Below are 20,625 nucleotides of genomic sequence, written 5' to 3' on the forward strand. Positions count from 1 at the left end.
GAAGGGAGCGAAGTCGAAGGGAGCGAAGTCGAAGGGAGCGAAGTCGAAGGGAGCGAAGTCGAAGGGAGCGAAGTCGAAGGGAGCGAAGTCGAAGGGAGCGAAGTCGAAGGGAGCGAAGTCGAAGGGAGCGAAGTCGAAGGGAGCGAAGTCGAAGGGAGCGAAGTCGAAGGGAGCGAAGTCGAAGGGAGCGAAGTCGAAGGGAACGCCCTCTTCGACTTCGCTCAGAGGACGTTTCTCAAAAAATAAAACAACAGTTTTCACCCCCGCCCCGATAAAAGTCCCCCCAGGACAATCTAAAATAGTATGTAAATTACAACTACTCAAAAGCTCTTGACGCAAAGCACGGGAAGCATTATCAGAATTAGAAAGAAAGGTATTTTTAATAACTACCGCCGCCCTACCACCAACCTTCAACATTTTGATAAAATGCTGTAAAAATAAAAACGCTGTTTCTCCAGTTTTAATATTAAAATTGTTCTGTACTTCCTTCCGTTCCTTCCCCCCAAACGGCGGATTAGCTAAAATCACATCAAAACGATCCTTATCTTGAACATCACTAAGATTTTCCGTTAAAGTATTAGTATGAATAATATTCGGGGCATCAATCCCATGTAAAATCATATTCATGATGCCAATAACATAAGCTAAACTTTTCTTTTCTTTCCCTGTAAAAGTATTTTTTTGCAGTATTTCCAGTTGTTTAGTAGTTAAATTACCCCTGGGTTGAGCGAAGCCGAAACCCTGTCTTAAATAATCATAACTTTCACATAAAAAACCCGCCGAACCACAAGCACCATCATAAATTTTTTCCCCGATTTTCGGCTTGATCACCTGAATTATTGCCCGAATTAAAGGACGTGGTGTATAATATTCTCCACCATTACGCCCCGCATTTCCCATATTCTTGATTTTCGCTTCATAGAGATGGGATAACTCATGTTTTTCCTGCTGGGATCTAAATCTTAATTCATCAATATATTCCAAAGCATCCCGCAAACTATAACCACTTTGAAACTTATTTTTTATCTCGCTAAAAATCTCACCAATCTTATATTCTATGGTATCTGAACCGCTAGACCGTTCCTTAAAACTCCGTAAATAAGGGAATAACTGATCATTTACATAATCAATCAAATCATCACCAGTCAAGGCATGATCATGATCTAATTTACCCTGCTTACTGAGCGAAGTCGAAGTATTTTTTGGTGCTGCCCAAACTGACCAACGATGTTTTTGATCTATAATAAACGTATAGGATTCACCACTTAATTCCGCTTTTTCAAATCGTTCCTGTTCTAAATCATCCAAATATTTCAAAAACAATAACCATGAAGTTTGTTCAGTGTAATCTAACTCTGTAGTACACCCCGCCTCTTTCCAGAGAACATCATCAATATTTTTAAAAGTTTGCTCAAACATTTACTGTACTGTAGGATTTTTAATATTAATGGTTTAGCTTAAAATATTACACCAAAACTGACCAGGCAAGTTAGCAAAAAATTATACATGATAAAAAAATCGGGATGACTGGATTCGAACCAGCGGCCCCTTCGTCCCGAACGAAGTGCGCTACCAAGCTGCGCTACATCCCGTAAAAAAAATATGCTTATCAAGACTAGTATATCATAACCATAGCAAAATAAAAAAACAAAATATTTTATAAAGGACTTTGCTTGCTAGGATTATAGTTGTATAACTTCAGTAAACAAAGCGGATTGTGACTGTAAAACCAGACTGGTTGCGGGTAAAAGCACCGCAGTGGGAGCGCGTTGGTAACGTTAAAGAAATTTTACGGGATTTAGCCCTGAATACAGTTTGTGAAGAAGCATCCTGTCCCAACATTGGCGAATGTTTCAACGCTGGAACTGCTACATTTTTAATTATGGGTCCAGCCTGTACCAGAGCTTGTCCTTACTGTGATATTGACTTTGAGAAAAAACCCAAACCCTTAGATCCCACCGAACCCGCAAGACTCGCGGAGGCTGTTCGCAGAATGCAGCTAAATCACGTCGTGATTACTTCCGTGAACAGAGATGATTTAGTAGATGGTGGTGCGTCCCAGTTTGTTAAGTGTATTAACGCAGTTCGTGAAGTATCACCAAAAACTACTATTGAAGTGCTAATTCCTGATTTATGCGGAAACTGGGATGCACTAGAAATCATACTCCAGGCTAAACCAGAAGTCACAAACCATAATACGGAAACCGTCCCACGTTTGTATCGTCGAGTACGTCCCCAAGGTGACTATCAAAGAACGATGGTTCTGTTAGAACGTACTCACCAAATTTGCCCTAGCACTTACACCAAATCTGGTATCATGGTCGGCTTAGGTGAAACAGATGCCGAAGTTCGCCAAGTCATGCAAGATTTACGATCAGTAAAATGTGATATTTTGACCATTGGGCAATACCTCCAACCCAGTCAAAAACATCTGCAAGTTACTGATTTTATTACTCCTGAACAATTTGCAGCTTGGCAAGCTTATGGTGAAGAAATCGGATTTTTACAAGTTGTTTCTTCCCCCTTGACAAGAAGCTCCTATCATGCTGAACAAGTCAGGGAATTAATGAAACGTTATCCCAGATAGGGGACTGGTGACTGGTGACTGGTGACTGGGGAGAAAATTCTTTCCCTGTTCCCTGTTCCCTTCTTCCCCAATTACCAATTACCCATTACCAATTACCCATTACCAATTACCAATGACTAAAACGATCGCTATTTTAGGTGCAGGTGCTTGGGGTACAACCCTGGCAAATTTAGCGCGGGTAAATGGTCATGAGGTGCGTTTATGGTCACGCCAGGGTGATCTTTCCTTAGAGGATGTTGTTAAAAATGCCGAAATAGTCCTCTGTGCTATATCTATGAAAGGTGTACAGGATGTAGCGTTATCGGTTAAATCTTGTCAAGTATCTGCACAGGCAATATTTGTCACCGCTACCAAAGGTTTAGATGCGAAAACAACCCGTACACCTTCCCAAATTTGGCAAACCGAATTTCCTGATCATTCCGTAGTTGTCCTTTCAGGTCCTAATTTATCTGAAGAAATTTCTCAGGGTTTACCCGCCGCTACCGTAGTAGCCAGCAAAAATACCGCTGCGGCCCAAGTCGTGCAACAAGTCTTTTCTTCTGGACGTTTTCGTGTGTATACTAACTCTGATCCGGTAGGTGTGGAACTAGGTGGTACACTCAAAAACGTGATGGCGATCGCATCTGGTGTCTGTGATGGTTTGCATTTGGGAACTAATGCCAAAGCAGCCTTAGTAACTCGCGGCTTGACAGAAATCATTCGTATTGGTAAGGTTTTGGGCGCAAAAACGGAAACTTTTTATGGTTTATCCGGTCTAGGAGATTTGTTAGCCACCTGCAACAGCCCCTTAAGCCGTAATTATCAAGTCGGCTATCAGTTGGCCAGTGGAAAAACGCTGACAGAAATTCTCGCCTCTTTACCAGGAACCGCTGAAGGTGTAAACACTTGTCAAGTTTTGATGCAAATATCCCAGCAGCAAAATATTACTATGCCTATTACTGAGCAGGTTTATCGGTTATTGGAAACTCAAGTTACACCCAAACAGGCATTAGATGAACTCATGTTAAGAGATACTAAGCCAGAATATCACCAATAAATGAATGGCTTGCACCATGCTCCACTATAAGCATTATTTCGTAACTCACATCTGCTAATTACCAAATAATCACTAAAGAAATTGTTAAATCGTCAGGAAACTACTTCCCCCATCATGTAAATATAACTATGTAGTTTATCAACAGCAAAATTACTAGGGATAGAATTGTACATAGTTATGAAAATAGCCGTAAATATTCCTAGAACATCTCAGTTAACTAAGTCAGTGATTACCGCAAAAAGCAGGTAAATGAAGTCAACAATTGATGTACTTTTTATTTACTTTCCCTATGTACCAAGAAGCTTTGACTGCTATACAGACGTTTGTCCTTAGAGAAGTTCCACCAGAACATCTCTACATACCGCTACTGTGTTTCCAGCCTGGCCGTAGCTAGAAACGTCTATGAGTTCAATCAAAAACCTACAGTTACCAAAAAAAAATTCGGTAAAAGTCTATCCCTCAGTGAGTTCAAGAATCTAATTTTATACCATTAATAATTTTGGTTGTAGCTTGGGCAGGGTAAGTTGAGTTGTGTAGTAGCGAATTATATTCGCCACCTACTTTTCAGACAGCCCCGCAGAATTAGTACAATCTTCCTTCTGCAAAGAATTGTACTGCAAAATTCAATTTTGTTATTTCATCGTGAATTACGGGAACAATAGCAACAGTTGATGATCTGACCGTAATTTTAGCGATTTTAGCTGACCGTAATCTATTAGTACCTTCACAATTAAGACATTATGCCCGCAACATCTTTTCACACAGATGCAGCCTACGATTCCCAAAAGTCTAACCTAACATTAGACTCTGATCTCAATATTGATGAGGGTGATTTGTCCCTAGATGAACTACAAGATATAGAAATAGCTGCTGTTGATCCTCATAACTTGGCTGCAAATAATACCAACCGTCGTAGTACAGACCTAGTACGTTTATACCTTCAAGAAATTGGACGAGTACGTTTGTTAGGGCGGGATGAAGAAGTTTCCGAAGCTCAAAAAGTACAGCGATATTTGCGGATGCGGATCGTGCTTGCTAACGCAGCAAAACAAGGTGACGCTGTAATTGCCCCTTATCTGAATTTAATAGAAGTTCAGGAGCGTTTAGTATCTGAATTAGGACACCGCCCCTCATTAGAAAGATGGGCTAAAACTGCTGGCATAGAATTATCCGAGCTTAAACCTACATTATCAGAAGGTAAAAAACGCTGGGCGGAAATTGCCAAGTTGACAGTAGAAGAACTTGATGAAATTCAATCTCAAGGACTTCAAGCCAAAGAACACATGATCAAGGCTAACTTGCGCCTTGTAGTATCTGTTGCCAAAAAGTATCAAAATCGTGGCTTGGAATTATTAGATTTAGTACAAGAAGGTACTTTAGGATTAGAACGAGCAGTAGAGAAATTTGATCCTACAAAGGGTTATCGTTTTAGTACCTATGCTTATTGGTGGATACGTCAAGGAATAACCAGAGCGATCGCTACTTCCAGCCGGACAATTCGCCTACCTGTTCATATTACCGAAAAACTCAACAAAATCAAAAAAGCACAACGGAAAATTGCTCAAGAAAAAGGTCGTACACCTACTTTAGAAGATTTAGCACTTGAGTTAGATATGACACCTACCCAAGTGCGGGAAGTTTTGTTGCGAGTTCCTCGTTCTGTTTCACTAGAAACTAAAGTAGGGAAAGACAAAGACACCGAGTTAGGAGATTTATTAGAAACTGATAGCGTTACCCCAGAAGAAATGTTAATGCGAGAATCTTTACATAAAGATTTGCAGCATTTACTAGCAGATTTAACCACCCGTGAACGTGAAGTGATTTTGATGCGGTTTGGTTTATCCGATGGACATCCCTATTCATTAGCCGAAATAGGCCGCGCTTTAGACCTCTCACGAGAAAGAGTACGACAAATAGAATCCAAAGCCTTACAAAAACTTCGCCAACCCAAGCGCCGTAACCTCGTCCGCGACTATTTAGAATCTTTAAGTTAGGGTGATTGGTGATTGGTGATTGGTGATTGGTGATTGGTGATTGGTGATTGGGAAGATGAATAACCCAATGCCCCATACCCCATGCCCAATAACAACTAACAAACATTCTCAATAAGTTAGGATTGTTGCAAATTGCTCCTAATATTTGTTATATTCTCAATTAACAGGCTTTGTTGAGAAAATTTAGTATGACTGTCTACACAACTGGTTCACTTAAGGCAGAACTAAACGACCGAGGCTGGCGTTTAACTCCTCAACGAGAAACAATTCTACATATATTTCAAGAACTTCCCCAGGGTGAACATTTAAGTGCTGAGGATCTTTATCATCGCCTAGAAAGTGATGGTGAGGGTATCAGTTTATCAACCATCTATCGCACCCTCAAGTTAATGTCCAGGATGGGAATTTTACGGGAACTAGAGTTGGGTGAAGGACATAAACACTATGAAATTAACCAACCTTACCCCCATCATCACCACCATCTGATTTGTGTTCGTTGTAATACTACAATTGAGTTCAAAAACGATTCAATTTTGAAAATCGGTGCAAAAACAGCCCAAAAAGAAGGTTATCACTTACTAGATTGTCAATTAACTATTCATGCTGTTTGTCCCAAATGCCAACGGGCATTAATGCCACTTTAGCTAATGTGTGATTGGTGATTGGTGATTGGTGATTGGTGATTGGGCGGATGAATAACCTAATGTTCAATGCCCAATAACTAATTTTCTTCTATAGCTGCTTCTGCTTCATGGACTAAATTTCTCAAATTTTCCAAAGTTTCTAAATTGACATCTTCCCATAAACCTCGTTTGTGTGCTTCTAGCAACCTTTCAGCTATATCTCGCAAAGCCCAAGGGTTTTTGTTGTGAATAAACTCACAAACTACAGAATCTTGTAAATAATTATCTACAATTCCCTGATACATATAATTTTCCACACATTGGGCGGTGGCATCGTAGGCAAATAAAAAATCTACCGTTGCTGCCATTTCAAACGCGCCTTTATAACCATGACGCATTACCCCTGCTATCCATTTCGGGTTAACCACACGGGAACGATAAACCCTGGTAATTTCTTCTTTGAGTTTACGGACTTTGGGTTGAGATGTATTAGCATTATCACCAAAATAAATTTCGGGGTTTTTTCCTTGGAGAGAACGAACCGCAGCAGTTAAACCACCTTGAAACTGATAATAGTCATCAGAATCAAGTAAATCATGTTCTCGATTATCTTGATTATGTAGAACAACTTGCATTTGTTTTAAACGCTGTTCAAATACTTCTTGAGAGGTGACAGTATTATTATTCTCTGTTCCCTTGTAAGCGTAGGAACTCCAGTTGATGTAAGCTTGGGCTAAATCTTGATCAGTTTGCCAGTTTTGGGAAGAGATTAAACCTTGAAGTCCAGCACCATAAGCACCGGGTTTAGAACCAAAAACCCGATAAAGCGATCGCTCTTTGGCATCTTCTAAACTTAAACCTTGTTGTGTCCATAAATCAATATCTTGCTTTACCGCACCTACTAACGGGTTTTCCTCCTCTGGTTCATCTAAACTTGCAACCGCTGCCACTGCTTGAGAAAATAGATCAATTAAATTAGGAAAAGCATCACGGAAAAATCCTGAAATTCTCAAAGTCACATCAACACGGGGACGACCTAAAATTGATAAAGGTAGAATTTCAAAATCTACTACCCTTCTAGCTGCACCATCCCAAACCGGTTGCACACCCAATAAAGCTAAAGCTTCCGCAATATCATCTCCTCCTGTTCTCATGGTAGAAGTTCCCCAAACTGATAAACCCAAAGTTTTGGGATATTCTCCATGTTCTTGAGTGTAGGTTTCAATGAGATTTTCTGCTGCTTTTCTGCCCACATCCCAGGCGGTTTCTGTAGGAATAGCGCGAATATCTACAGCATAGAAATTTTTACCTGTGGGAAGAACTTCTGGCCTTCCTCTTGTCGGTGCGCCAGATGCAGCACTAGGAACATATTTTCCATCTATTCCTTTAAGTAAGTTGGTAATTTCTTGGGTTGTGTTTTTTAATGCTGGAAGAAGTTTTGATTCTATCCAGTTAAGGACTGGTGACTGGTGACTGGTGACTGGTGACTGGGAATTGATGATTTTTTCGACTAAAAAAGCGGCTTCTTCTTCTAATAGTTCAATGACATCGCCGTGGGTATGACAGGAGTTAATTTGCACGCAGAGACGCAGAGGCGCAGAGAGAGTTTCAGGAGGATGAAATTTATTACTGTATTCTGTTGTTAAAGGATCGAAATCTAAACCCCAATTTTCTGCGATCGCACGGGTAATTCCGATAGAATGACGGTTGGGGATGCGGGCGATCGCCACTATTAAATCTCTTAGTTGTCTACCTTGGGGAACTTGTCCGAAAATGTGTAAACCGTCGCGGATCTGTGCTTCTTTGAGTTCGCACAAATAACCATCTAAGGAGTTTAAAATTAAACTTTCAAAGTTTACAATATCCTTTTCATCAGTGATACCTAAATCTTTATAGAGATTTTCTTTGATGACTAATTCTTGAATGCGATCGCGTAATGTGGGTAAACGAGAAGGATCTAATGTTTCTGCTTCGTAATATTCATCAATTAAATTTTCTACTTGTTGCAATGCTCCATATAATTCCGCCCGTGTCATGGGTGGTGTCAGATGGTCAATGATGACTGCTTGAGAACGACGTTTAGCTTGTGAACCTTCACCTGGATCATTAACAATAAAAGGATATAAATGAGGCATGGGACCAAAGGCTATTTCAGGATAACAAGTATTAGATAAAGCTACACTTTTACCTGGTAACCATTCTAAATTGCCATGTTTTCCGACATGAATGATCGCATCACTGCCAAAAATTTCTCTTACCCAATAATAAAAAGCTAAATAATCGTGAGTTGGTTCTAAATCTGGTGCATGATAATTTAAACTCGGATCATTTTCATAACCCCTTGATGGTTGAATACCTACAAAAACATTACCAAATTGAATACCGGGAATCGGAAATTGGTGATTGGTGATTGGTAATTGGTGATTGGTGATTGGGTTATTTACCTCCCCATCTCCCCAACGTTCAATAATTCCTTGTTGTACAGGTGCGGGTAAACTAGCAAAATACCTTTGATATTCTTCTACAGAAAGACTTTGATTTACTGGTTTCCAATCTTTTCCTTCTGGATCATTGGTAACACCCGCAGTTAAAATTTTAATTAACTCATCACCATCTGCGGGGATATCGCCCACATCATAACCAGCCGATTTTAAGGACTTGAGGATTTCTACACAACTAGCAGGAGTATCCAAACCTACGCCATTAGCCAGCCTACCATTGGTGTTGGGGTAATTTGCCAAAATTAGAGCTAGACGACGTTCTGAGGGCATTTTATGGCGTAATCGAACCCAATTTGCAGCCAGGTGGGCAACAAAATCAATGCGATCGCTCACTGGTTCATAAACGACTACATCAGTTTCCAAGTCATCATTGCGAGTTTGCCAACTTTTAAAAGAAACCGCCCTAGTAATAATCCGCCCATCTACCTCTGGTAAAGCCACATTCATGGCCATATCACGGGGAGTTAAACCCTGTAACTGTGCTTCCCACTGTTCCACTGAACTAGCACAAAGAATCACCTGTAACACTGGCACATCTAACTTTTCCCACAGTTCAATTTGCGGTGTTTCCGTCTCCAAACGTGCTAGAGAAAAACTGGTAGTGTTTAATAACAGGCTAATAGGTTGAGAATCTTCAGGTTGAAAAAACTTGATTAACTCATCAGTTACACCTGGTTCACGTAAAGAAGAAACAAAAATCGGTACAGGTTGTAAATTTTTCTTGATTAATGCAGTACATAAAGCATCAATAACTTTTGTATTTCCGGCTAAATAATGGGCGCGGTAGAATAAAATACCTATTTTGGGTAATTGGGAAAAATCTTCCCCCTGCTCCCCTGCTTCTTCCTCCCCTGCTCCCTGTCCTTTATACAATCCCACACGGGGAACAGGTTGTGGTTGTGGGGGGTTGAATGTGGTTAAGAGGGAAATATCAGCGATAAAAAGTAGAGCATTCAGGAAATTTTCTATACCACCTTCCCGGAAATACTGCCATACTTGGTTAACAAGTTCAGTAGAAATAGTTGATTTTGATATTAAATCTGGATCAAGAGCGTCGTCTCCAGGCATTACAATTAAAGTTATGCCATTACTTGCGGCAATTTCCTGCACCACTTCCAAACCATACGCCCAATAGGAACTTCCTCCTAAAAGGCGCAAAACAATTACCTGGGCAAGTTCTAAAACTTGTTCGCCATAATTATCAATACTGATTTGTTGCTGTAGTTGCAGCAGGTTAGCAACTCTAATTTGAGGAAATTCAGCAGGTAATTTTGGTACTGTTGCTGCTAAAGTTTGAATGTCGGTGTCAGCAGCAGTAATCAAAACGAAAGGGGCTGGGGTTTGTTCCAGAAGAACTAAACCGTCTGACTGATTCCATCCGCCTGGTGTGGCACTTATACGATGCATAATTCTTTATTACTACCTTAAACTGTTGATTAGTACACAATCACAAAAAACCAGGAAAAATCCTGCAAGTCCTACGAACAGGCTAAGACGATGGGAAGATAGGGAGATGGGAAGCTGGGGAGGTAAATAACCCCATTACCCATTACCCATTCCCCATTACCCTACTTAGGTATTCCGCCCATCTCATTAGAATTTTGAAAATGCTTAGTTCTCCCGATTTGAGCTTTTCTCGAACCTTGCCTTTAAGTATATTTAATCGGCTTGGCGAGTTGTTGCACCAGATGGCTCAAGCAATAGGCAGTGCTGCTTTGGTACTTACAGAAGCTGTGCTGGCGCGGATTCTCATTCCTGTTGAGTGGCAACAACAACGATTTACCCTTGTAGTTTCTGAGCGATTTAGTGCGCTGTTGTTAGGCAACATAGAGGCAGGGGAAGAGGGAAGTAGGGTAGCACAGAAGGAAGATGTTACCTTAAATTGCTTAAATGCTAGTTTGACATTTAATTCCCAAGCGATCGCTGCTTTTGTCTCTAATTTAAGAAATTTATTTGAGTCTCATTCTTACACTTACAAAAACATCACACAATATCAACAGGTTATTTCTCCTAATAATGCTATACTGCAAAGTAAATTTACTTTGTTGATCTTAGAATATCTTCTCCCACTGGTTAACAATGAGGTACAAACACCTACATTTTCGATTCCACCAGAGGGTTTTACTTGTAAACCCGTAGAAGATGCTCTCACAAAACAAATTGCCCAAGAAAGACTTTTACATCAAGTAACAACGCAAATCCGTAAAAGTCTCGATTTGCCAGTAATTATGTCTACGGCAATTACACAAGTCCGTGAGTTTTTGGAATTAGATAGATTAGTTATCTATAAATTTATTTCATCTACGTCCCCAAGTCAAAACACATCACCTAACTGTCAGTATTCAGCAGCTACGGTAGTAAATTCTCAACTTACTGAACACGAAAATCAACATGATGGAGGTTGTGTAGTTTATGAATCTCTAGGACAAGATTCTATTACCTCTGTTTTAAATTTTCAAGAGGAAAACTGTCTGAATATAAATTCAGGATCTTGGGAAAAATATCACCAAGGCTTTATTTTAGCAGTAGATGATGTAGAAAAAACCTATTTCTTAGAAGATTGTTTATTGAATTTTTTAAAGAAGAATAAAATAAGGGCAAAGTTGGCAGCCCCGATTATTTTTGAAGATAAACTTTGGGGTTTATTAATTGCTCATCAATGTCATACTCCTCGTAATTGGAGTGAAAGTGAAAAAAGCTTGTTGTCATCAGTTGCAGAACAGTTAGCTATAGCTATTCATCAATCTGAATTAATGGGTTCTCTACGAGAAGCTACACGCACTTTGACTCAAGAAAAACAAACTTTAGAACAACGAGTAATTGAACGGACAATGGCACTGCGAGAAGCACTTTTAGCAGCAGAAGCAGCCAGTCGTCTCAGAAGTGAATTTCTCGCTACTATCAGCCATGAATTATTAACTCCTTTAACTTATGTTATTGGGATGTCTTCTACATTATTGCGCTGGCCTTTGGGTGAGTTAAGTCAACGACAACGGGATTATTTACAAACTATCCATGACAGCGGAGAACACCTATTAGAAATGATTAATGATATCCTCGATTTATCACAGATTGAGGCGGGGAAAACAGTATTAAATATTGCTGAATTTTCTTTAGTGAAGTCAGCAGAAAAGATATTAGACTCTTTATTAGAAAAAGCAACCAGTGAAAAAGTTACCCTGAAACTTGATTTACAAATTAATTCTACCAGTGATATTTTTCAAGCTGATTCTGGAAGAATAGAACAAATTCTTTGGAATTTATTAACTAATGCTATTAAGTTCACCCCAGAAGGTGGTAATGTCACGTTACGTCTATGGGTAGAAGAAAATACCGCTGTATTTCAAGTAGAAGATACTGGAATTGGTATACCAGAAGAAAAATTACCATTACTGTTTGAGAAATTTCAACAACTTGATACTCCCTATCGTCGTCGCTATGAAGGTACAGGAGTTGGTTTAGCTTTAACTAAACAACTGGTAGAACTTCATCGGGGTCGAATTGAAGTAGAATCAACTGTAGGTATGGGTTCAATTTTTACTGTTTGGATACCACAACAATTAAAGTAGGAGTCAGGAGTCAGGAGTCAGGAGTCAGGAGTCAGGAGTCAGAATATTTGATAAATTGCTGGATTATAAAATACTAAAAATTCAACATGATTAATTTAGAAAAAGGATTAATAGTTTCCTGTCAAGCACCTGTAGAGTCACCATTACATGATCCTTATATTATTGCCGCAATGGCACAAGCCGCAGTGAATAATGGTGCTGTAGCCGTGAGAATTGACACACCTAATCATATTAAAGCTGTGCGGGAAAAAGTCAATGTACCAATTATTGGACTTTGGAAACAAGTAATAGCAGGTTCTGATGTATATATTACCCCCCAGTTTCATCATGCTTTAGCAGTGGCTGAAGCTGGTGCTGATATTATTGCTATAGATGCAACTACTAGATATCGTCCAGGTGATGAAAAATTAATTGATATTATTACCCGCATTCATCAAGAATTAGGTAAACCAGTCATGGCAGATGTGGATACATTTACTTCTGCAAAATTAGCTGTTGACGCAGGTGCTGATATTGTTGGTACTACTCTTTTTGGGTACACTGCGGAAACTAAAAATTTTGCCCCTCCTGGTTGGGAACTTCTCACACAGATAGTAGAAAAATTAGATACCTTTGTTATTTGTGAAGGTGGTATTTCTTCCCCAAATGAGGCAAAAAAAGCATTGAATTTAGTAGGTGCTGATGCAGTTGTAGTTGGTACTGCAATTACTGGTATTGATTTGCAAGTGAAAGCTTATGTAGAAGAAGTCAGTAGGGGCGAAGCATTCGGAAAATAACCTGGTCAGAAAATTGATAATTTGTTGCCCGAATGCTTCGCCCTTACAGGAAAATAGCCTGTGATAAAAATTGATAATTTATCGTCCGAATGCTTCGCCCTTAGAGGTTGTTTGAAAAGTATTAGATGAAACCGATAATCTCTAGAAACCTAACCCCCCTTCCCCCCTTCCCTACAAGGGAATGGGGGTTTCAAAGCCTCTCCCCGCGTCGGGGAGAGGTTTAGAGAGGGGTTTATTTATACATTAAAAACTTTTCAAACATCCTCTTACAGGAAAATAAACTGTTACACAGCTAAATTGTATAATCCTAATATTCTGAACTCTTGTTTAACAGGCAAGATGCCTGTTCCACTTATACAAATTAAATGCACAACAGCTTAACCTTAGACAAAAATTGATCATTGATTGCCCAATGCTGATGCTTCCAGCATACTTCGCAAACGTCCGTACAGACGTGATTGATATTAGTTGGGAGCTTTGCGATCGCTACTCCAACCCCACCAAGCACAACCACAATGACACAGGTAAAATTCTTGCCATTTGCGACGATTTTCTGGTGTTGTCACAGGCGATCGCCGATTTAACCAAACTTGTACCGCTTCTCTACTGCTAGAGTGACATTTGGGACAGCAAAATTCATAAGCGTGAACTGCTTGATTTGTCCATTCTGGTGGTGTGGGAGCAAAAGCGTCCATATAAATATTTTCAGTAAAGTTTTAGTAGTAAATTAATATACATAATAATATTATCTCTAATAATGAAAATGATAGAGCCAAATATTGAAATTCGCCGTTTGTTAGATGTCATGCCCGCTTCTGGGCGAATGATGACGAAAATCGTCAGTAAACCAGAGCAAAACAAGGTCATAGATGCCGCTTTTCCCTTACCCTGGAGTCAGGATAGACCAATATATATTAATTTTGATTTGTGGCGACGCTTGACAAAACCACAGCGAGATTTACTACTGTTACATCAGGTAAGTTGGTTAACAGGGGTGAAGTGGATACAACCAGACATTTATCAAGGAGTGTTTTTAGCAGGGTTATTGGGTGGAGTAGTGGAAGCTGCTCAGTCTGATGTGATAGGTGTAATTATAGCTGGGGGATTAAGTGCTTTAGCTGGGGTGCGAATCTGGCGCATCAATCAATCCCAAGCATCACAATTAAAAGCCGATACAACAGCCGTTTTTATCGCCCAAAGACGGGGTTATTCAGAAGCAGAAGCAGCCCAACATTTGTTAACTGCCATTGAAACAGTAGCAAAAATTGAAGGGCGTTCTGGTTTAGATTTTAATGAATTAATTAGGTGTCAAAATTTAAGAGCGATCGCTGGTTTATCACCTGTAGGTATTCCAGATAACTATAGTAGGTGACAGGTGACAGGTGACAGTGTGAAAATTCTTTGGGAATTGAGGTTTTATTAATGGTTTACGCCAATTTGAGCTAACAAAATTTGAGCTAACAATAGGAGGAAAACAACATTGACATTAGCATTAGGCATGATAGAAGTATATGGTGTTCCCGCAGCAGTGGAAGCAGCAGACGCAATGTGTAAAGCAGCTAGAATCACATTTGTAGGTTATGAAAATACCGATTTAGGCAGAATTACAATTTTAATTCGTGGTGATGTGGCTGAAGTGAAAATGGCAGTCACTCAAGGATTAGAATCAGTTTTAAAAGTGAATGGTGGTGAGATACTTTCCCATCATATTATTCCTCGTCCCCATGAAAATTTAGAATGTGTTTTACCAATTTATCAAAGTTCTAGGATTAACCAATTTAACACAGATATCCGTTTTCCTCCCCCATTAAGTAATTAATTAGGTTGACTATAGAAATTCTATAAGATGGTAATAAGCCAAATGTGTCATTTGATTTTTATCTAACAATGGAAAATTATCCCAGGCTTAATTTGATTGAACCGCAAAGGACGCAAAGTACACAAAGGTAAGAGGTTTTTAGAGACTTATGTCAGATTTTAATAATTACATCCAAGATTTACAAGACAAGATTAAACATGGTGGTGAACGTAGTCATTACTCTAGTTTAGAACGTTTGATAGAGGGTTTGATTATTGGTGTTAATGTTATAGTGGAAGAAAAAGGTAATCAAGCTGGTATTCCTGACCTGACTATTAGAAAAAATGATCGGGTTGTGGGATATATTGAGGCTAAGGATGTGAATGTTGATATTAGTAAGTTAGATAAATCTGAACAAATTAAACGTTATTTAGAATCTAATATTGGTTATAATTTCATATTAACAAATTATCTGGATTTTCGTTGGTATGTAGATGGTGAATGTGAAAAAATAGCTAAATTAGCTAATATCAAAGACAATGAAATTTCTTTGGTTGATGATTTACAACCTATAACAGAATTATTACAGTCATTTATTAATCAAAAAGCCAAAGATATTAATAACTATTATGATTTGGCTAAAGCAATGGCAACTTATACTAAAACTATCAGAAATGCTATTGAATCATCTTTGATTATTGAAACAACTACTGATGAATTAAAGGAATTAAAAGAAACTTTTAAAAAATTACTACTTTTAGATATAGATAACGCTAATTTTGCGGATATGTACGCCCAAACTATCGCTTATGGTTTATTTACTGCAAAAATAAATCATGCAAATAATCATGCACAAAACCCAGGAGATTTTGTTTTTAACCGCACCAATGCTAGTATTTATATTACTGAAAGAATACCTTTTTTAAAAGGGTTTTTCGATATAGTAATTAATGTTAATGGTGCTAATAGTGTTAGTCAAATTCACAAATCAATTGAAAATTTAATAGAATTATTTAACACAATAGATATGACCAATATTTTAGAAAATTTTGGTCGAGAAACGCGAACAGAAGATCCAGTTTTGCATTTTTATGAAACATTTTTAGCAGCTTATCAAGCATCTTTAAGAAAAAGTCGCGGTGTTTATTATACTCCTGAACCTATAGTTAATTTTATTGTGCGTGCAGTTAATGATATTTTAACTGATAGAAATATTTTTGATTTAGAATACGGGTTAGGTAATAGACGAGTAACAATTCTTGATCCTGCAACGGGAACAGGGACATTTTTATATGCAGTCATTAAACAAATGCGTGATAATATTGCTAAATATGGTGTTGATAGATGGAATCTTTGGTTAAAAGATGCAGAAGTTTTAAATCGTTTATTTGGATTTGAATTATTAATGACTGCTTATACAATAGCACATTTAAAATTAGGTTTATTATTAGCAGATTTTAAATATGAATTTGCACCGGATGAAAGGTTAAAAATCTATTTAACTAATGCTTTGGAAGAAGGGATCAAACAAGGTGATTTAATTCCTGGTATTACTCAAATTATCGCGGAAGAATCTAGTCAAGCTGCAAATGTGAAAACAGAAATTCCGATTATGGTAGTATTGGGTAATCCTCCCTATTCCGTGAGTTCACAGAATGCGAGTAAACGCAAGAGAATTTTAAATCAAGATGAGAAATATTTAGCAGATGTTGAATATACGGGTTTAGTGTGGAATAAAGTTTTAAAAAATGGTAAAGCTGGAAAAACAATTACAGAATTAACCCATATTGGGGAACTTTTAGAATCATATAAAGGTAGGGTGAGATTAGAAGGTGAGAAAAATATTCAACCTTTAGATGATGATTATATTAAATTTATTCGGTTTGCACAATATCAAATTCAAAAAACTCCTCAAGGTTATGGAATTATCGGTTTTATTACTAATCATTCCTATATTAATGGTTTGATTCATCGAGGAATGAGAGAGGAGTTATTGAAATATTTTGATACTTTATATATAATGGATTTACATGGTAATTCTTTATTAAAAGAAACCTCACCAGATGGGGGTGTTGATGAAAATGTTTTTGATATTCAGCAAGGGGTAGCGATTTTAATTGCTGTTAGGGAAAAAAGCGCACCTGATTATTTTTCTACTGCTTATAAGTCTAGAGATGGGGTGAAGGAGTTAGCGCAGGTTTTCTATTATGATTTGTGGGGATGTCGGGAGGAAAAATATAATTTTTTAGAGTCTACAAGTTTAGATAATGTTAATTGGATAGAGGTTAAACCTACTGCACCTAATTATTTTTTTGCACCGAAAAATTTTGATTTAGCTACAGAATATAATGAAGGATGGAATGTTACAGATATTTTTCCTGTAAATTCAACAGGTGTTAAGACTCATCGAGATCACTTTGTTATAGATTTTGATTTACAACAATTACGTAAAAGAATAGAAGATTTTAGAAATTTAGATATAACAGATGATAAATTAGTTAATATTTATGATCTGCGAGATACTCGTGATTGGAAAATTAGTATCAAAAGAAAATTATTATCTAGTAATCTAGATTGGATGAATTATTTTACTACTTGTTTCTATCGTCCCTTTGATACAAGGTTTTACTATCATCATCAGGATGTCGTAGAGTTAACTAGAAATGAAATCATGCAAAATGTAAATAAATTAAATAATATTGGTTTGATTTTATGTCGTCAACAGTCTCAATCTGGAGAATGGAGTTTAGTGAGTGTTTCTGATCAAATTATAGAATGTTGCGCTATTTCTAATAAAACTAGAGAAACTAATTATTTATTTCTCCTGTATACATACCCAAATACAGATAATGATCAAACAAATCTTTTTGTAGAAAAAACTCCTAATTTATCTACTCAATTTTTAGAAGCGATTAAAAACAAACTCGGTAAAATACCCACACCAGAAAAAATATTTTACTATGCTTATGCTATTTTTCATAGTCCTACTTATCGCAGTAGATACGCTGAATTTCTCAAAATAGATTTTCCCCGTCTTCCTTTGACAAGTAATCAAAATCTATTTAATGCTTTAGCAAACAAAGGAGAAGCATTAGTAAATTTACATTTAATGAAATCTGATCTTCTGAATAATTTAATTACAACATATCAGGAAATAGGAGATCATCAAATTACTGAAGTCACCTATAATTCAGAATTACAGAGAGTTTATATTAATAAACAGAATTATTTTACAGATATTCCTCAACATATTTGGGAATTTAAGATTGGTGGATATCAAGTTTTAGATAAATGGTTAAAAGATAGAAAAAACGCTAAACGCAAATTATCAGATGAGGAAATTATCCATTATCAAAAAATCGTGGTTGTGTTAACTGAAACTTTACGTATTATGGAAGATATTGATCAAATTATTCCTGGGTTTCCGATTGAGTAAATGAGGTTTTTGTCAGAATCAGGATATCCAGGATTTGAGGATTTTCAGGATTTTTATTGGGATTTTGTTCAAGATGATTTGAAGATTTTTATTTGTCTGAATCAGGATGTCCAGGATTTCAGGATTTACAGGATTTTTATTTGGATATTTTGATGATGATTGAGAGATTTTTTTGTCTGAATCAGGATGTCTAGGATTTTTATTTGGATAATTATTTATAAATAAAAACTTTGGTATATTACCTGAATTTAAAATAAAAGTGTTATAATAGGAATGTACATCACAATTTATCAAAATAAGGGAAAATAAAACATGAAAGTGAGAGGTATAAAACGCGGACAAAACATTGAAATCATAGAACAAATTAATAATATTCCCGATGGAACAGAAATAATAGTAGATTTAAATTTTATTGAGAAGCAAATTTCCGAACCACAATCATCTTTAACACCAGAGGAAAAATTAGCTAAACTCAATAAATTATTTGGTGTCTGGGAAAATCAACCTGACTTAACAGAAATATTTGCAGAAATTGACCAACAACGTCATGCTTATCAAGGTAGAAATATAGATTCAATTGATCAAGAGGAGCATGAATAATGTATCTACTAGATACTAACATTTGTATTGCGCTCCTCAAAAACAACCGACAAGCGGTAAATAAATTTAATCGCTACTTTAGTCAGTGTTATTTATCTACTATAATAATCGCCGAGCTTTACAAAGGCGTTTATTGTTCTCAACAATTAGTCAATAACTTAGAAAATTTAGCAGAATTTATTGCTATGTTCCCTATAGAAGCATTTGATTTAGATGCAGCTATTGAATTTGGTAAAATTCAAAGTGAACTCAGGAAAATTGGTAAACCAACTGGTGAATTAGATGCTTTAATTGCTGCTGTTGCTCGTTCCCGTGGGGATATTCTTGTAACTAATAATATTAAGGATTTTATCAATATCAAAAATCTGCAATTAGAGAATTGGTTGGAAAATTAAATTGTTTGTTTTCATATTTTTCTTGTCAGAATCAGGTGGTTATCGAGCGAAGTCGAGATAACCACCTGATTCTGACAAAAATATTAAATATCTCCATCTTGTACATCCTTAAATCCTGTACATCCTGATTCTGACAAAATATCTAACCCCACAACCTCCTCCCCCCTTTCCCATTTAATCTTTCATGGGTATCATTTAATAAAGCAGGAATATCTAAATTTTCAGGACATTTCGGTAAACAATCACCGCATTCTGTACACCGATTTCCTTTCATTCCGGGAAACCAATGACCCGCATTTTCAAACATTGCATAACGATATTTTCCATAATCAATCATATCATAAGCAACTGCTAAATTTCTTAATCTTAAAACTTCAGGAATATTGATATTTTCAGGACAAGGTAAACAAGCATAACATTGACTACATTTATTAGTTTTTAAAGCTTGATTCTTTTGATTTTCTAAGTTTTTAAAAACTTTTATCTCTTCTGTTGTTAACTCATTAATATTATGAGAAACTGCCAAAGGTGCAATTAATTCTTCTGGAGTTGCAGCACCGACGCTTAAAGTTGTAATTCTGGAATCACTCAATAAAAACCGATAATTTAATTCTAAAGGTGTGAAAGGTTGACACAGTTCTTTTAATTTATCTGGTGGTGTGTAAAGTCTTCCTCCTTTATCAGCAGGAGAAATAATAAATACACCCATATCTTTTTCTGTAGCTGCTTCAATCGCTAAAGCATTACTTTGGAAAAAATAATAATAATGCAAATTCACAAATTCAAATAAATCTGTATTAATTGCTGCCAAAATAATCTCTAAAGCACCATGAGTAGAGAAACCAATATGTTTAACTCTGCCATCATTTACAGCTTCATGAACAGCTTGCATACAGCCATTTTTAGCTTCTACCCATTCTAAATGTTGCTTAGTATTTAAACCATGAATACCCAAACAATCTAAATAATCTAAATTTAAACGTTGTAAAGATTCATCAATGTACTGACGCATGGTGTCAGCATCAGTAGAGGGAGGAATTTTAGTAGTGATATATAATTGATTTCTTGGTACTGATAAACCGCTTTTTATTGCTGTACCTAAATACTCCTCACTTTTACCATAACCTCTAGCGGTTTCTATGTGATTGATACCTAAAGATAAAGCTTTTTCAATAGTTTGATGAGCAGTTTCTACGTTATTTAAATAACGCATGGTTCCCAAAGAAAACACTGATAATTTTAAATTTGTTTTACCAAAACGTCGATATTGCATAAAGTCAGGTGACAGGTGACAGAAGAAAATAGGGAAT

At 37.0% G+C, this 20,625-nt stretch carries 15 protein-coding genes and 1 tRNA gene; 11 read left to right on the forward strand and 5 right to left on the reverse strand.

Annotation, left to right across the window (positions count from 1 at the left end; all coding sequences use genetic code 11):
• Both H5968_RS10060 and H5968_RS10065 read right to left on the reverse strand, forming a co-directional pair.
• Positions 1-1,419, reverse strand: a 1,419-nt coding sequence (locus H5968_RS10060; RefSeq protein ID WP_255427097.1) for a class I SAM-dependent DNA methyltransferase, incomplete at its 3' end; no start/stop codon positions are given.
• 99 nt (positions 1,420-1,518) lie between these two features.
• Positions 1,519-1,592, reverse strand: a tRNA-Pro gene (locus tag H5968_RS10065).
• 125 nt (positions 1,593-1,717) lie between these two features.
• On the opposite strand from H5968_RS10065, the gene lipA reads away from it, so the two are divergent.
• The 4 genes from lipA (at position 1,718) to H5968_RS10085 (ending at position 6,261) form a co-directional block, all read left to right on the forward strand.
• Entirely contained in the window at positions 1,718-2,587 is an 870-nt protein-coding gene (lipA, locus tag H5968_RS10070; protein ID WP_137666224.1) for a lipoyl synthase, read from the forward strand.
• Positions 2,588-2,699: 112 nt separating this feature from the next.
• The gene (locus tag H5968_RS10075; RefSeq protein WP_187039845.1) at positions 2,700-3,623 is read left to right on the forward strand and encodes an NAD(P)H-dependent glycerol-3-phosphate dehydrogenase; all 924 of its coding nucleotides are present in this window, start codon (positions 2,700-2,702) and stop codon (positions 3,621-3,623) included.
• A 740-nt stretch (positions 3,624-4,363) separates the two neighbouring features.
• Entirely contained in the window at positions 4,364-5,617 is a 1,254-nt protein-coding gene (gene sigC / locus H5968_RS10080; RefSeq protein ID WP_187039846.1) for an RNA polymerase sigma factor SigC, read from the forward strand.
• A gap of 188 nt (positions 5,618-5,805) precedes the next feature.
• Entirely contained in the window at positions 5,806-6,261 is a 456-nt protein-coding gene (locus tag H5968_RS10085) for a Fur family transcriptional regulator (protein ID WP_096572159.1), read from the forward strand.
• A gap of 77 nt (positions 6,262-6,338) precedes the next feature.
• On the opposite strand, the gene cobN is transcribed toward H5968_RS10085, so the two are convergent.
• Positions 6,339-10,148, reverse strand: coding sequence for a cobaltochelatase subunit CobN (gene cobN / locus H5968_RS10090; protein ID WP_187039847.1), 3,810 nt, complete (start codon positions 10,146-10,148; stop codon positions 6,339-6,341).
• A gap of 200 nt (positions 10,149-10,348) precedes the next feature.
• On the opposite strand from cobN, the gene H5968_RS10095 reads away from it, so the two are divergent.
• On the forward strand, positions 10,349-12,310 hold the full coding sequence (locus H5968_RS10095) for a GAF domain-containing sensor histidine kinase (RefSeq protein WP_187039848.1): 1,962 nt from the start codon (positions 10,349-10,351) through the stop codon (positions 12,308-12,310).
• Between the two features lie 86 nt (positions 12,311-12,396).
• Positions 12,397-13,086: an N-acetylmannosamine-6-phosphate 2-epimerase gene (locus tag H5968_RS10100; RefSeq protein ID WP_187039849.1), complete on the forward strand. Its 690-nt coding sequence runs from the start codon at positions 12,397-12,399 to the stop codon at positions 13,084-13,086.
• Between the two features lie 464 nt (positions 13,087-13,550).
• Here the strand turns inward: H5968_RS10100 and H5968_RS10105 are convergent, their stop codons facing one another.
• Positions 13,551-13,781 carry a hypothetical protein gene (locus H5968_RS10105; protein ID WP_187039850.1) on the reverse strand — a complete coding sequence of 77 codons (231 nt, stop codon included), beginning with the start codon at positions 13,779-13,781 and terminating at the stop codon, positions 13,551-13,553.
• Between the two features lie 71 nt (positions 13,782-13,852).
• Here H5968_RS10105 and H5968_RS10110 point away from each other — a divergent pair, with 71 nt between their 5' ends.
• The 5 genes from H5968_RS10110 to H5968_RS10130 all read left to right on the forward strand — a co-directional run bounded on the left by H5968_RS10110 (position 13,853) and on the right by H5968_RS10130 (position 19,315).
• Positions 13,853-14,458: a DUF3318 domain-containing protein gene (locus H5968_RS10110; RefSeq protein WP_187039891.1), complete on the forward strand. Its 606-nt coding sequence runs from the start codon at positions 13,853-13,855 to the stop codon at positions 14,456-14,458.
• Positions 14,459-14,566: 108 nt separating this feature from the next.
• Positions 14,567-14,905 (forward strand): carbon dioxide-concentrating mechanism protein CcmK, encoded by a 339-nt coding sequence (locus tag H5968_RS10115; protein WP_187039851.1) that lies wholly within the window; start codon positions 14,567-14,569, stop codon positions 14,903-14,905.
• A gap of 148 nt (positions 14,906-15,053) precedes the next feature.
• Positions 15,054-18,320 carry a type ISP restriction/modification enzyme gene (locus H5968_RS10120; RefSeq protein WP_187039852.1) on the forward strand — a complete coding sequence of 1,089 codons (3,267 nt, stop codon included), beginning with the start codon at positions 15,054-15,056 and terminating at the stop codon, positions 18,318-18,320.
• A gap of 312 nt (positions 18,321-18,632) precedes the next feature.
• Positions 18,633-18,920, forward strand: a complete 288-nt coding sequence (locus H5968_RS10125; protein ID WP_187039853.1) for a hypothetical protein — start codon at positions 18,633-18,635, stop codon at positions 18,918-18,920.
• Entirely contained in the window at positions 18,920-19,315 is a 396-nt protein-coding gene (locus tag H5968_RS10130; protein ID WP_187039854.1) for a type II toxin-antitoxin system VapC family toxin, read from the forward strand. The genes H5968_RS10125 and H5968_RS10130 overlap by 1 nt, the downstream gene beginning before the upstream one ends.
• A gap of 142 nt (positions 19,316-19,457) precedes the next feature.
• Here the strand turns inward: H5968_RS10130 and H5968_RS10135 are convergent, their stop codons facing one another.
• Positions 19,458-20,588 (reverse strand): aldo/keto reductase, encoded by a 1,131-nt coding sequence (locus H5968_RS10135; protein ID WP_187039855.1) that lies wholly within the window; start codon positions 20,586-20,588, stop codon positions 19,458-19,460.
• Positions 20,589-20,625: the final 37 nt, after the last annotated feature.

Source organism: Sphaerospermopsis sp. LEGE 00249 (assembly GCF_014299995.1).
Taxonomy (GTDB): domain Bacteria; phylum Cyanobacteriota; class Cyanobacteriia; order Cyanobacteriales; family Nostocaceae; genus Sphaerospermopsis; species Sphaerospermopsis kisseleviana.